Origin of the sequence: Pontibacter beigongshangensis, from assembly GCF_014332515.1 — a bacterium.
GTDB lineage: Bacteria > Bacteroidota > Bacteroidia > Cytophagales > Hymenobacteraceae > Pontibacter > Pontibacter beigongshangensis.
In genome coordinates, this window is sequence record NZ_VFSD01000001.1 from 484150 (window position 1) to 498443 (window position 14294).

The 14294-nt window shown below is 51.5% G+C and carries 9 protein-coding genes; 6 read left to right on the forward strand and 3 right to left on the reverse strand.

From position 1 onward, the window contains the following. Positions 1 to 75: 75 nt before the first annotated feature. Positions 76 to 480 carry a nuclease A inhibitor family protein gene (locus tag FJM74_RS01955; protein WP_187260864.1) on the forward strand — a complete coding sequence of 135 codons (405 nt, stop codon included), beginning with the start codon at positions 76 to 78 and terminating at the stop codon, positions 478 to 480. Between the two features lie 83 nt (positions 481 to 563). Here FJM74_RS01955 and FJM74_RS01960 read toward each other — a convergent pair whose 3' ends face one another. Together FJM74_RS01960 and FJM74_RS01965 are read right to left on the reverse strand one after the other, a co-directional pair. After that, complete coding sequence (locus FJM74_RS01960) at positions 564 to 1409, reverse strand: DNA/RNA non-specific endonuclease (protein WP_206683988.1); 846 nt, start codon at positions 1407 to 1409, stop codon at positions 564 to 566. A 587-nt stretch (positions 1410 to 1996) separates the two neighbouring features. Continuing rightward, the gene (locus FJM74_RS01965) at positions 1997 to 3451 is read right to left on the reverse strand and encodes a phytoene desaturase family protein (RefSeq protein WP_187260866.1); all 1455 of its coding nucleotides are present in this window, start codon (positions 3449 to 3451) and stop codon (positions 1997 to 1999) included. Positions 3452 to 3668: 217 nt separating this feature from the next. Between FJM74_RS01965 and FJM74_RS01970 the strand changes: the two genes are divergently transcribed. From FJM74_RS01970 to FJM74_RS01980, 3 genes are all read left to right on the forward strand, one after another. Next, positions 3669 to 4496, forward strand: a complete 828-nt coding sequence (locus FJM74_RS01970) for an SDR family oxidoreductase (RefSeq protein ID WP_187260867.1) — start codon at positions 3669 to 3671, stop codon at positions 4494 to 4496. 104 nt (positions 4497 to 4600) lie between these two features. Further along, complete coding sequence (locus tag FJM74_RS01975; RefSeq protein WP_187260868.1) at positions 4601 to 5845, forward strand: BaiN/RdsA family NAD(P)/FAD-dependent oxidoreductase; 1245 nt, start codon at positions 4601 to 4603, stop codon at positions 5843 to 5845. A gap of 79 nt (positions 5846 to 5924) precedes the next feature. Continuing rightward, positions 5925 to 6368 (forward strand): ferritin-like domain-containing protein, encoded by a 444-nt coding sequence (locus FJM74_RS01980; protein WP_187260869.1) that lies wholly within the window; start codon positions 5925 to 5927, stop codon positions 6366 to 6368. Between the two features lie 771 nt (positions 6369 to 7139). Here FJM74_RS01980 and FJM74_RS01985 read toward each other — a convergent pair. Continuing rightward, positions 7140 to 8972, reverse strand: a complete 1833-nt coding sequence (locus tag FJM74_RS01985; protein WP_187260870.1) for a DEAD/DEAH box helicase — start codon at positions 8970 to 8972, stop codon at positions 7140 to 7142. Between the two features lie 630 nt (positions 8973 to 9602). On the opposite strand from FJM74_RS01985, the gene FJM74_RS01990 reads away from it, so the two are divergent. Both FJM74_RS01990 and FJM74_RS01995 read left to right on the forward strand, forming a co-directional pair. Beyond that, entirely contained in the window at positions 9603 to 10148 is a 546-nt protein-coding gene (locus FJM74_RS01990; protein WP_187260871.1) for a hypothetical protein, read from the forward strand. Between the two features lie 337 nt (positions 10149 to 10485). Continuing rightward, on the forward strand, positions 10486 to 13887 hold the full coding sequence (locus tag FJM74_RS01995) for a UvrD-helicase domain-containing protein (protein ID WP_187260872.1): 3402 nt from the start codon (positions 10486 to 10488) through the stop codon (positions 13885 to 13887). Positions 13888 to 14294: the final 407 nt, after the last annotated feature.

The window sequence follows — 14294 nt, forward strand, 5'->3', positions numbered from 1 at the left end:
GTGATGTATGTGTAGCATACCTAAATCTATCTGAAACTGTTGCCGTATTCTTTGCAGAAACCTAATATTGTCTATATGAACAAAGAGCAATTAGAACAAGTGCTGACAGAAGCGGCAGATGGCTTGCTGGTGTTAAGCGAGACAGATGCCCCCCTGGAATACTATTTCCATCAGAAATCTGAAGAAGGAACCATAAATGAGGAAATTGTAGCCGCCTGGGCCGGTAAACCTGCCGGTAAAGAAGTGGAGACCGAAGACCTGGATTATTTTTTCAGGAACATGACGAACCCGCACACAGATGCCGGCGAGGAAGTGCAGGCACAGGCAGACCGGTTCCGGAAACTGGTGGAGACCCTGAAAAGGCACCTGAGCGACATTACAGTGTATAAGATAAAAGAGCAGAGCACGAAAGTGCTGATCCTGGGCAGAACTGCTGATGGCGACTATGCTGGCTACGAAACACTGGTGGTAGAGACCTGAGACAACTAACCTGCCTACCCTAAACACAAAGCCCCTGCCAGGATAGCGGCGGGGGCTTTGTATGCAGCAATACTATTTTGCTTTTATTGCGTTGGTCCTTCGTCCACGCGGGCTTCCAGTATGTCCTGAACAGCTTTAGAAACATTGGATAGCAGGTCGTACCCTGTTTTGGCCTCTATGGCATCTACGGTGGTGCGGTACGAGGCCCAGGAGGCGTTCACAGAATTAAAATTGGGCGTGTCTACCGCAATAACCCGGGTATCGGGGGTTATCCGGTTTACGTCGTCGGTACCGACCGGGAGCACCACAATCACTTTCCAGATGCGGTTTGGTACGGTGACCTTTCCTTCTGCTATGGTTTCTTTAAAGCCGTTGCTGCCTTCGCCGCCTTTGCCATAGCTTCCCATAATAATGTAGAGCTCATTCCCCTCGTCAACCAGTTTGCGGCAATAGTTCTCGAGGTTGGCCCAGGTACGCTGGTTGTTGTTCGGCGCCTGCGGAATCATGTTCGTCATCAGGAACGTGCTGGAATTGTCGTCAGCTGAAAGCGTGCGATCGGCTGATGGGCAGTTGTGACCCCGGTCGAAGCCGCTGCCCGTATAATCGGTGGAAACTACTTTATAGAAGTTGGCTGGCAGGGTGTTGTCTGCCCTGAAATTGTCCTGCCGTGGTGCGTCCCCGATCCAGGCGCTGCTCAGGTGCCAGCTCACCCAGTTGGCGGTGCCGCGGTAGCTGTTGTAGGCCAGGGCGTACTGCCGCTTTTCCAGCAGGTAATTATCAAAGGCGGAGGCGGCCCTGCTTGGGTTTCCGAGTGCCAGGTGCGCATCCTGGCTTGGTTTGTTGGGTGCTGTAACTATTTTTTCGGCACAACCAGAAAATAAGGTGAGCGCCAGCAACAGAAACCTGACTACATGTAATTTTTGTGACATACTCTTTTGCATTGAAATCCTGAAACCGAAGCTACAGGATCTGTTGGTCCCAAACAAACCGCTGCGCGCATTAAGTATTTAGGAGGTGAAAATAGAAATTTCTCTAACCACAATTATGCGAATGAAAAGTGGCCTCCAGAGGCTTTTTCAGATGATAGAGGCTAGATACTAGATGTTAGATTTTTTATCTGAATCTAATTAAAGGGCCTCTAACCCAATAATTTGCCGGATGGAAAGATCGACAGGATTAGAGCATATCCAGCATACCTGAGTCCTTATGTTGCCGGATTCTTGTTAGTTCCGTTATTGGCAGCCAGGAAAACCATCTCAAAGCTTCACATCGTCAAATTTCCAAATCACCCATTTAACAATTAGCACATCTGCACATTCATCTTTTAGCACATCAACTCAAATATTCTAATGAAAAAAGCCCTCCGGAGCCAAAAACTGCTACTCCCGCTCCTACAGTCGCTCATCTGTAGCGGGCATGGGGGCAAGAATTTACTTTGTGCAGCGAGTTTACTGTAGCGTTTTTTATATCTTTCTAGATCCCCAAATTACCAGATCTCTGCCTTTCCTAATCTATTTCAGAAGTGGTCCTGCAGGAGTTTATGGGCAGCCAGTATGCCGCTGAGGCAGGTACCCGGAATGCCCTGGCCGGGGTACACCGTATCGCCGCAAAGGTAGGCGCCTTTATGGTCGAGGCGGGCGTCTTTCATGTGCCAGGGCTTAATGCGGCTGTACTGCGGATACCCGCCCACCATGCCAAACTCCCGCGCTGTCCAGAACAGCCAGGCCCCCGGGGTTGCCGACTGCCGGTAAAGGATCTGCTCTTCGGTTATCAACCCTTTATCAGTCAGTAGCCTGATGATGGCATTCTCCAGCACTTTTTTATCGTGGATAATGTGGCTGGCAGGATCATGGATATGGGTGCTGACAGACACCACCGTCTCCTGCTCTGGTGCCCGCCGCTTGTCTTCCGGATGGCTGAAACTGACGAACACGCTTTTGCTGTTGATCAGCGGCAGGCCTTCCGGCACGTGCACCTGGTGATGCAGCACTTCAGGCAAGGGCCTCCCCTGCAGCACCAGCCCCATGGTAAAGGCGCTGTTCAGTTTATCAGACTTCAGGAGATAGGGCTGCAGCGTAGCCTGCACCTTCTCGTCCTTAAAAATCTGTTGCGTATTGTTCAACGGTATACCACTTATCACATAGCGGCTCCGGAAGCTGCTGGTGTTGGTCCAGATCCGGTAGCCGGAAGTCTCGGGCAATACCTGCCTGACCGTTTGCCTGTACAAAACCGAAGACCCATGGGCTGTGATGTAATCTACCAGCGGGTTGACCAAATTAATCAAACCTCCATCCAGGTAATAGTTGCCAAAAAGCGTGTAGCAGAGGGCCGTGGCACCGAACAGCACATTCACCTCGGGCATATAATTTTGCGCCGTAATCAGGAGTTGCTCGTTTACAAAGTCTACAAAGAGCTTGTTTTGTAGCAAGCCGTGTTTTTGCAACAGCTGTTCCACCGTCTGGAAAGCTACCGGCAGCAGGCGCAGCTGCCCTGGCCGCACCTGCCTGGCCGCCTGCCAGAGGTCCTGCAGGTTTGAGAACGGAAAGCTTTTCTGCTGCAGCGACACCTGCCACACCTGCCGGCTGATGCGGTAGCACTGCTCCCAGAACTCCCGCTGCTGGTGCTTGCCAAAAACCCGCTCCGCCTCTTGTATCCACTCATCAAGAGATTGGTAGCGCGTCAGCAACTGGCCGTCCGGCAGGTGCACCTGCATGGGCACCTCCAGCTGGCGCACCGGCACTTGCAGGCCCAGTTCATCGAGCAGGTAGCGGAGCGGCATGTGCTCATCCAGGCCCACAAGCGTGGTGGCGCCTGTCTCAAAGATATAGCCTTTGCGCAGATAAGAACTGGCACAACCGCCAGGGTACTTGGCCTGCTCCAGCACACACACCTGCAGCCCCCGCTTCACCAGAAGCGCCGCAGCCGACAGGGCTCCAAAACCAGAGCCGATCAGTACCACATCGTAGGTCATGCATTTTCAGGGTTTGTTTGTTAAACCGATCCAAGTCTGAATTGTTACCTTTATGCTTATAAAAGGATAGTGGAGCCAGGCCGCATGGTGTGGGGGCGTTTGGTACTAAAAGCAGGTTAAGGCGATTATGGCAGCAGGAAAATGGGAGGAGCCGGAAATTTCCGGTAATTTGGGGCGGGCGGCAAAGAACAAACTCTTATAAATGACTTTTTTTTAAATGAAAACAACTGCTGATATTAGTGTATTGGGTTGCGGCTGGTTAGGCTTGCCTTTGGCTGAGAAGCTCGTTCAGAACGGCTTTCGGGTACATGGTTCTACCACCACACCTGCCAAGCTCCAGGTGCTGCAGGAAAAGCAAATTGCGCCTTTTCTGTTCAACCTGGACGAGACCGAGCCGGATCAGGAGACACTTGCTGCGTTTCTGGACTCCAAGGTACTGGTCCTCAATATTCCGCCCCGGATCAGGTCGGGACAGGGAGACGAGCTGTTGCCTAAGCTTCGCAGGCTCCGGAAAGCCATGCTCGATTCTCCTGTTAGCAGAGTGCTGTTCGTTAGTTCTACAGCGGTGTACCTGGACCTGAACCGGGTCGTGACTGAGGAGGATATTCTTTTTACGGAGGAGCAGGAACCCGACAATTTGCTGCTACAGGCAGAAAAACTGTTTCAGGACCGGGAAGATTGGGTGACCACCATTGTGCGCTTTGGCGGCCTGGTGGGCGGCAGCCGGCAGCCGGGGCGTTTCATGGCCGGCAAACAGAACCTGCCCGACGGAGACGCCCCCGTAAACCTGATTCATCTGGAGGATTGTGTGGAAATTCTGCACCGGATTATGGAGGAAGAAAAATGGGGCAGCGTGTATAACGCCTGTGCCGACGAGCATCCTACCCGCAGAGACTTTTATACCCGGGCGGCCCTCGCCATCCATGCCACCCCGCCTACTTTCCTGGATATGGAAAATACAAGTTTTAAACGCATCAACAGCGATAAATTAAAACAGGAGCTCTCCTATCAGTTTCTGCACCCTGATCCCATGCGGTTTTTTTAATGAGTGAGTGAATAAGTGAGGAATTATTGAAATGGAGATTTTTTTAATAATTCAACAATTTAACAACTCAATAATCAACAATTTAACAACCAACAACCGACAAAATGAACGTAGTGGTGATAGGCGGAGGCGCTGCCGGATTTTTTGGAGCTATTACCTGTGCAGAATCAAACCCAAAGGCGCGGGTGCTGCTGCTGGAGAAATCGAATAAGCTGCTGGCAAAAGTCCGGGTGTCGGGGGGTGGCCGTTGCAACGTGACGCACAGCTGCTTTGTGCCTTCCGTTTTCTCGCAGCACTACCCCCGGGGCAGCAAGGAGCTAAAAGAAGCTTTAAAAACGTTTGGCGCAAGCGAAACAATCGCCTGGTTTGAGCAGCGGGGCGTGCAGCTCAAAACGGAAGCGGATGGCCGTATGTTTCCTGTCACCAACAACTCCGCCACCATTGTAGACTGCCTGCTGCAGGCAGCCAGAAAGGCTGGCGTAGAGATCAGGACCAGTACCGGTGTTGAGAAAATTGAAGCGCTGCCTGCCACCGCCGGCCCTATCCGCTTTAAGTTGGTGTTAAGCAACGGGAGCACCCTACAGGCAGACAAGGTGCTGGTATGCACTGGCGGGAACCCCAAAGAAGCAGGCTACGACTGGCTGAAAGCGCTGGGGCATTCCATACAAAAACCTGTGCCGTCCCTTTTTACCTTCAACGTGCCAGCTTCTCCGCTCAAAGAACTGCAGGGCATAGCAGTACCTAAGGCCAGGGTACGCATTGCCGGGCAGAAACTGGAGTACGAGGGGCCGCTGCTGATCACGCACTGGGGCTATAGCGGACCGGCTGTGCTGAAGTTGTCGGCCTGGGGAGCGCGTATATTTAATGAGCAGAACTACCATTTCACGGCACTCATCAACTGGATTCCGGAGTTTACGGAAGAAACCCTGCGGCAACATCTGCAGCAGTACCGGCAGTTGCACCCAAAAAAAGTAGTAGCCACCAACCCGCTTTTCGGGCTGCCACAGCGCCTCTGGAAAGCCCTGACACAGTTGGCTGAAGTACCATCAGCAGTAATATGGGGCGAGCTGCCCGCCAAAAACACCAACAAGCTGGTGGAGTCGCTGCACCGTGCGCCCATTGAAGTAAAAGGCAAAACCACTTTTAAGGAAGAGTTCGTGACCTGTGGTGGCGTGGAGCTGAGCCAGGTAAACATGCGCACGCTGGAGAGCCGTCTGCAGCCGGGCCTTTACTTTGCCGGCGAGGTGCTCGACATCGACGGCATAACGGGAGGCTTCAATTTTCAGGCCGCCTGGACCACCGGCTACCTGGCCGGAAAAGCCATGGCACAGCCAGACCAGCAGCCATAAGTATAGGAATCTAAAGATGGAAACAAATTGATTATAATAGCAGTACAACTCCTTTACAAACCATTCATGTATAAAGACTATGGAAATCAATAAAGAAATTGTTTCGACTGTACACCACCTCATCGAACGTTGTAAAGACGGTGCCAAAGGTTATAAAACAGCATCCGAAGATATTGAAGATAAGAACCTGAAAGATCTTTTTAAGAAATACGCCGTGCAGCGCGACAGCATGATTACGGAGTTGCAGGACCAGTTGCATAAATTCGGCAAAACCGACGACGAATCGAGCTCTATTGAAGGAACGATTCACCGTGCCTGGATCGACATTAAATCCGCCCTGACTTCTAAAGACACCAAACGCGTGCTGGAAGAGTGTGAACGAGGCGAGGATTATGCGCTGAAAGCTTATGAAGAAGCCCGAAGTGCCAACCTTCCGGGCGAGTTAAAAGCGGTGGTAGAGCAGCAGTACCAGGATGTGAAGAACGCACACGACCATATCCGCACACTCCGCGATAATGCTTAAATAGGCATAATCGGTAAATACCGGAAAGGAGCTTCGGCTCCTTTTTTTGTTTCTAAACGGGCGACCCAACTATTTATATCCCTACCAGTTAGTTTCTTCGCTTTGAGTTTCCTTGCGCTGTTTGCTGGCAGCGCTTTGGGTAAGTCAGCAATTGATCTGTTTCAGCCAAAGTAGGGTTTCTGTCAGCGAACAGCTCCTGCAAGCACGTGGAGGTAAAGCAGAAGCTGCCCCTCGTTGAATCACTCGCAGGAGCTGCGCACGCTGCGAGGTTTGGCGCAAACACCGATTATTTGAATGAAAACAGCCCTCCGGAGCTCCTTTTGTCTGCTGCTGCACATGAGGCTATCGAATTAAACAGAAGTCTCCAGCAGCAATTATTGATTCCTACAACAGGAGCAGCAACGGCAGAGCCCTCGCGAGGGCCTTTTTCATTGGAAAAATTGGCGTGCCTAGCATCTTTTGGTCAAGATGTCTTCAAATAGTATACAATGGATACCCTTACATAGGCTTTGTGTTCCAATTATTAAATGTTTTGCAGCCATCTACTCTAAATATAATTTGACTACCCCCCAAAAGCGATAAGCCTGGTATCCGTCTGACACCAGGCTTATCATTTAACTGCGTAAACAGTTAATAATCTTCCAACCTTTTTATTATTTCTCTTTACGCCCGCCACAAATTAAAGTTGAGGCTGCTCTGAAAAAAATAGGCCAGGTTACTACCTGGCCTATAACTTATTGGTTTACAATTCCTTTTCTCTGAAACAAGAGCTTAGAATCTTTTCTTTCTGAAACCGCCTCGGTCTCCACCACGGTCACCGCCACGATCGTCGCGACCGCCACGGCCACCAAAACGGCTTCCGCCACCGCCGCCATAACTGCCGCGGTCGCCTCTTCCTCTGTCTCTGTCGCCACCGAAGCCGCCACGGTCACCGCCATAGCCACCTCTGTCGGCTCTATCACCGCCAAAACCGCCGCGGTCGCTTCTGCCACCACCTTCAATGCTGCCGCTGCCTTTTTTCTGCGCTTTTTCGATGCTCACCATGCGGCCATCCACTTCTATGCGGCCCATGCTCTGCACAATATCGGCGGTGTATTCGCTGGGTACTTCCACAAAGCTGAACTTATCGTACAGGTCTATATCGCCCACTTTACCGGCCGGAATGCTGCTGTTGTTAGAAAGCAGGTCGATCAGGTCGCGCGGATGTACACGGTCTTTCTTGCCGATGGTGATGAACAGGCGGTCGAAGCCGTCTTTCGATTTGCCAAGGCCTTTTTCTGCTTCCATGCCCTGCTCTTTGGTCTTCGCTTCCTTCATGCTCATTTTAAGCAGGGCAGCAGCCACCTCCAGCGAGGTATATTCTTCGTTCTCCGAAATAAATCGCTCAATACGGCCCAGGTGCTTGGTAAGCGCCCCTTTGGCAAGCACTTCTTTTACTTTGCCGAAGTATACGTTGGTACGGATCTCGTTTACGTCTTCGTAGGTAGGCACCTGCTGCATCACGATTTTTGCCTTCGTGAAGCGGATGATGTCCTTCAGTTTGAAAACGTCTGTTCTGCCGCCTACAAAAGAGAAAGCCCGGCCAGACTTGCCGGCACGGCCGGTACGGCCGATGCGGTGCACGTAGGCTTCCTCATCCTGCGGCAGGTCGTAGTTAAACACAGCCTCTACGTTGTCTACATCCAGACCACGGGCAGCCACATCAGTAGCCACCAGTATCTCGAGGGTAGCGTTACGAAATTTCTGCATCACGTTAGAGCGCTGGTTCTGGTTCATGTCGCCATGCAGGCCATCGGCAAAATAGCCACGAGCCTGCAGGTTCGACACCAGTTCGTCTACCATGCGTTTGGTATTACAGAACACGATGGCCGACTTCAGGTTGTACATGTCGATCAGGCGCGAGAGCACTTCTGCTTTCATGCTGCTGCGCACTTCAAAATACGCCTGGTCTATGTTCTCTACCGTCAGTTCCTGGTGCACCACCTTCACGATCACAGGATCAGTCTGGTAGGCCTTGGTAAGCTCCATGATCGGCTTGGACATGGTAGCAGAGAAGAAGATCGTCTGGCGCTCAGCCGGAATCTGCTTCAGCACGAACTCAATATCTTCACGGAAACCCATGTCGAGCATTTCATCGGCTTCGTCCAGAATAATTTTCTTTACATTGTCTAATACCAGCGTGCCGCGCTCAATATGGTCCATTACGCGGCCTGGCGTACCGATAACGATCTGAACACCCTGCTTCAGGGCACGCAGCTGGCGCTCGTATGGCTGTCCGCCATAAATTGGGACTACGCTAATGCCTGGCTTGTATTTGGCCAGTTTCTGGATCTCGCCGGAAACCTGAATGGCCAGTTCGCGGGTAGGGCACAGGATCAGTGCCTGAACACTGCGGTTATTCTCATCAATACCCTCGATGGTCGGAATGCCGAAGGCGGCCGTTTTACCGGTTCCTGTCTGTGCCTGACCAATTATGTCGCGGCCCTCTAAAACAACGGGAATAGCCTGGGTCTGGATAGGGGAAGCTTCTTCGAAGCCCATGTCAGCGACGGCGCGCTGTACTTCCGGCGAAAGCGGAAGTTCATCAAATCTGATTTTGTTCATCTGTATTATTATTACCTTTTACATCTATCTGGAGGCAGCCTGCTTTTAACCTTTCTCTTACGTAAGTGAAGAGCGAAACGAAGAAATAAAAACAACTAGTCTTGCCCAAATTGATGGTGGTTCCAGTTATACAGTACTTTCAGACCGATTCCAAATCTGGCGCAAAGGTACGTATTAATTGTGATCAATGCTAATGCCACGGCTAATTAACTAGCTGACGAATGCGGCCTGTAAAGTTTAATAGAAGGCATGTGGTGGTAAATCTTTTATAATAATTCTTAATTTGTTCCTCTATTTCTTTAATTAATAGGTTTTTAACCAGCTATAAACTCCGATTCACCCAAGCCTGAGAGAATCTGGCAGATTATTTTAAGGTTGGCGTATTTTTTTAACACAGGCTACGTACTATTTACAAGGTGGCCGCTCGCTATATAGCAGTCTAATAATGATGATTGCTGCGCTATAGGTGGTAATGATGAGCGGAAAAGTCACCTCAAACTGTCTTACCTGCCAACTGCTACAGTACAGACGTGTACGGGGCACGCCGCAACCCGAATGTGTAGTACTGCTCCTGCCTGTACTGCTTCACTGATTCCATTTTATGTAGAACCCTTTTTACTGTCTATAAACATGTTACACTTCTCTAAAATCTCGTCTAAGGGTAAAGACTTTAATATTATCGCATCTGGTGCGCTGGCCTTCAAAATTCATAACAAAATTCTTAAGGAAGATTGTTTTCAGCAAGACACTTCCATCAGTCGCCATATGTTGCTCGACAACAGCAGCATTCTGGCCTCCTCCCCCGGCCAGAAAAAAGTCTTCTTCGTAATCATATCCGACCTTGATAAAATAAACACTGCCTCTCTGTGCAGAATGATTTCAAAAGAGCGCGCGAACGGCGGTTATGCCGTTTGCCAGATCATCCCGATGCTGTACAACGAGCCCTCTTTCAGAGCCTTAAAAATGCTCCGGCAATCTTTCGATGAGGTGCTGGAACTTGGCAAGTTCACTATAAACACCAGCAAGGTGCTGGTAAACACAGAACAACAGAATTGCATCATTACCGATTTCAGCTTGTCGATGGCCAGGATCATGTACCAGATTTGTGTGAAAGATTTTACGTCGGCCGCCGCCGCAGATACCAGCCGGAGAGAAAGAGAATTTGCCGGAGTCTAAATAATCTATTTGTACTAGTGTACCATTTATATTGTACCTGACAGGCAGCAGCAAAAGCAGAAATGTGCTTTGTAGGGGCATTTTCATTTAAATAATTAGTGAGTTCAGCCATAGCTGGTGGCATCTGCAAAGGATGACAGGGACAGTTCATGTACCTGAAATGTATAGACACCGAAAGGCAAAGCTCTGGCTCCTCTCTTATGCGCATGAAAGGCCTCTTACAAAGCCATTTCTTCTGCAGCTCTGCTGCCTGGGCAGGCAAAGAAATGCGCCCACATTTGCCGAAACTGCTGTTTCGCTTGTATCTTTAAGGGTACGAACGATACAGTGACCGACTATGCCTTCTACTTTTAAAATCTACTCTTCCTCTGCGGGGTCCGGTAAAACCTACCAACTGACCCTGGAGTACCTGAAGCTGGCGCTGCACACGCCCGACCCGGACTATTATCGCTCCATCCTGGCGATCACGTTTACCAACGATGCGGCAGCCGAGATGAAGGAGCGTATCCTGTCGGCGCTGCGCGGGTTTAACGATACTACCGCTACAGAGAAAGAGCTGGCTAAGAGTGAGCAACTTTTGGAGGCCGTAACAACAGTCCTTCAAAAAGAGAATCCGGAAGAAAGGCCTGATAAGGAAGAGGTGCGGCAGCGAGCAGGCAGACTGTTCCAGCAGATCCTGTACAACTACAGCGATTTCAGTGTGAGCACCATCGATAGCTTTGTGAACAAGATCGTGCAGGCCTTTACGCGGGAGTTGAACATTCCGCACAATTTTGAGGTAGACCTGGACTCGCAGACGCTGGTGGATACGGCTGTGCAACTGCTATTGGATAAGGTTACCAGCAGCAAGGGCGACCTGCTGTCGGAGACCCTGGAGCAGTATGCCTTAGAAAAAGCGCGTGAAGGCCGCAGCTGGAACACTTTGACTGACGATCTGTCTGACTTCGCTAAAAACCTGCTGAACGAGCAGGTGTACGAGGCCGTAACCGACCTGCAGGAGCTGACGCTGGCCGATTTTAAAACCATCAAGGCGGAGTTGCTGCAAACGAAACAGCAGATTGAGGAGGCGGTGCAGGAGGCCGCGCAGCAGGGTTTGGCAGCCATAGAGCAGGCCGGCCTCTCCCCTGCCGACTTTTACCAAAGCACACGCGGCATCTGTGGCTACTTCAGCAAATTTGCCCGCGAGGCAGATTTAAGTTACGGCAACAATTACGCCCGCCAGACGGTGGAGGACAACAAGTGGTACGCAGGCAAGGCATCCACGGCCACTAAGAGCCAGATCGACAGCATCAGCGGTCAGCTTTCGGAGCTGTACCTGCACATAGAGGAGATTAAAGAGAAATTTGCGCCAACAGCAGCCCTCATAAAGGCCGTGGTACCGCACCTGTACAAAATATCGGTGCTCAACGAACTGGAGAAATGCCTGCAGGAGATCAAGCTGGACAAGAACACGGTGCACATTTCGGAGTTCAACAAGCGCATTATCGACATTGTGCTGCAGGAGCCGGTGCCCTTTATTTATGAGCGACTGGGTGAGAAATATAACCACATCCTGATCGATGAGTTTCAGGACACCTCGGTGCTGCAGTGGAACAACCTGCTGCCGCTCGTGGACAACGCGCTGGCCTCCGGGCATTTCAGCATGGTGGTGGGCGATGCCAAGCAGGCCATTTACCGCTGGCGCGGGGGCGAAATGGAACAGATACTGCACCTCTACAAGGGCAGCACCGAGCGCCTGTACCAGAACCGCCGGCACGGGCAGCTGGTGCGGGAGCGGTACGAATCGGTGAGCCACTCTTTGTTACCTGCCAACCTGAATATCAATTACCGGAGCCGGGCCGAGATCATCGACTTCAACAACGAGCTCTTTACGTTTGTGAGTGAGCAGCACCAGGAGTATGAAATGTTCGCCTCTATTTACGACGAGAGCTTCAGGCAGAAGGTACCGGCAGGCAGCAATAAAACCGGCGGGCATATCCAGATCATGTTCACGTACCCTGAGGACGCCAACTTTAAATATGATTTCCGCTCCTGCGCCCGTACCGGAGAACTCTATGAGGGCTACACTCGCCCAGAGATCCTGAGTTACGACGAGAGCATGCTCAACATGGTGCTGCAACTGGTGCAGCAGGGCCTGCAGGATGGGTACGAACTAAAGGACATGGCCATCCTGTGCCGTACCAACAGCAAGAGCAAGCTGATCGCCAACTTCCTGAAAGAGCGCCGCTACGACATTATTTCGCAGGACTCGCTCTCGCTGCAGTTTGCCGAAGTCGTGAACCTGATCATCGCGCTTTTCAGGGTGTTTAACCGGCCAAACGACACGCTGGCGAAGTCGGAGGCACTGTACCTGGTGTGTGCCGTGGCGCTGGAGGTGATTCCGGACACACCCATGACGCAGCGCATCGCCGAAATTGCCAAGGCCCGGGATCCGCAGGCTTTTTATGACCAGCTGCGCGTGTTTGGTTTTGATGTGAAGGAGCGGGAAACCGGCAACCTCTCCATCTACGAGCTCACGGAGCAGCTGATTCGAATATTCAAGCTCCTCGACCACAACAACGAATGCGAGTACCTGTTCCGGTTCCTGGACCTGGTGCTGGAGTACAGCCTCAAAAACAGCAACAACCTCAACAATTTCCTGGCTTACTGGGATGTGCAGAAAGAGAAACTAAGCATCAACACGCCCAAAGAGCGGAACGCCATTACCATCACCAGCATCCATAAATCCAAAGGGCTGGCCTACCCGATCGTGATCATACCGTTTGCCGACTGGAGCACCGAGCCCATGACCCGGGCGCTTATGTGGAGCCATTTGCCGGAGGAGGTGAGTGTGACAGGCAAGCTGCGCAGCGTGGCAGTTAACATAAGTTCTAAACTGGAGGCAACAGTGCTTGGCGCGCAGTACCAGACGGAGATTGAGAAAACCTTTATCGAGAACCTGAACATGCTCTACGTGGCCCTGACCCGCCCCATCGACCGGCTCTACCTGATCGGCAACGGCAAAGACCTGCTGGAGGAGAAAAAAGCAGCCAGAGCCCTGGACGGTTCTGTCAAAAACATCAGTCACCTGCTTTACCGCTACCTGGTGCACAAGGAGCTGTGGCAGCCGGATCAGCTGTGTTACCAATTGGCCAGCGGAAACCAGCAGCAACAACAGCACACGCAGCTCGACAAGGACCACACCTACCACCTGGAGCACCTGGTCACTTCCGACTGGGCCTCGAGGTTGCACCTCAAACAGCACGCCAACAACGTGTTCGACTTTGAGACGCAGACAAAGCAGCGGGCTTTGAATAAAAAGCTGCACTACGCCCTCTCCCACCTGCTCAATGCCTCGCAGCTGGACCAGGTGCTGCGCCAGATGGTGAACGAAGGCATCATCAGCGAGCGCGAGAAACCAAACCTGCGCAAGCGCCTGCAGCCCATTCTGGAGCACCCCAAGCTGCAGCACTACTTCTCCGAAAAAGTGGTGGTGGAACATGAAAAAGAGTTACTTGATGCCCGCGCCTACCTCTACAAACCCGACCGCGTGGTTTTTGACGGGGCGCAGGTAGTGCTGGTAGAGTTCAAGCTGCCCCCGCCCGAACCGGAGCACCGCAACAAGCTCGACCACTACGCCGTGCGTTTTAAGCAGCTGGGTTACGAGCAGGTGAAGTGTATCCTGTACTACTTCGATACGGAGCAGGTGCTGGAATGGGGCTACGGCAGCAAATCGATGCAGATGGGGCTGGCCTTATAAACTTACCGGAACTGCATAAATTGTCTCCGGAGGGCCTTTTTGATTAGAATAATTGAGCGGCTTAATTTCCAGTTCTATTCTCATAGCTGTTAAGTGCCTGAAAAGCCACCAGAAAGCATAGCTGCCAGAGTACCGCTTTTTATTTAGTTTTTGCACTTTAAGCTCCGTGGGCTACCCCCTGACAGCCCACTTGAAGCGAGTCAGCCATTGGTGTGCTCACGCAAAGAAAGGTCGGCCAGCAGGCAGCCCTAAGGAAAAAGGCTAAGCAACAATCAAATTATTCTAATCAAAAAGCCCCTCCGGAGGTGCTGCTGCTCCACCCTTGTATTACCCAAGGCCCCCGATTTTCACCTGCCGGATGGGTCGCCCGAAACAGAAACCTTTGCCAGTACACTTTCTGCGAACCC